Annotated in this window: 1 protein-coding gene; it reads right to left on the reverse strand. The window is 45.8% G+C overall.

What is annotated here, in order from left to right:
• On the reverse strand, positions 1-290 hold a 290-nt coding region (locus GHO32_RS26740), incomplete at its 3' end, for a CFI-box-CTERM domain-containing protein (RefSeq protein WP_218581175.1).
• Positions 291-308: the final 18 nt, after the last annotated feature.

Below are 308 nucleotides of genomic sequence, written 5' to 3' on the forward strand. Positions count from 1 at the left end.
TCATAGTACCAAACGATGAATTTACGCCCCATCTGGTGGTTGGCTAGAACCTGGTCACGCCATTCCCGTAACGTGACAGTTTCTAATGCATGCTCCCCAAAGCATACGGTTGCAACATAGCATTTTGACGGGCTATAAGCGATTACATGCAAGCGGCTAACTGGCGTATCAACACTATAATTTGCGGATTTTACTTGTCCGCTAGCTATAGTTCTGCGCATTAGATTTAACTCTCGCACCGCATTATTAAGGAGCATATCTGTCTCGATTTTCATCGATTCAGCCAGCATTAGGCGCGCTGCTGTAAC

Source organism: Pseudomonas sp. FSL R10-2189 (genome assembly GCF_009600325.1).
Taxonomy (GTDB): Bacteria; Pseudomonadota; Gammaproteobacteria; order Pseudomonadales; family Pseudomonadaceae; genus Aquipseudomonas; species Aquipseudomonas helleri.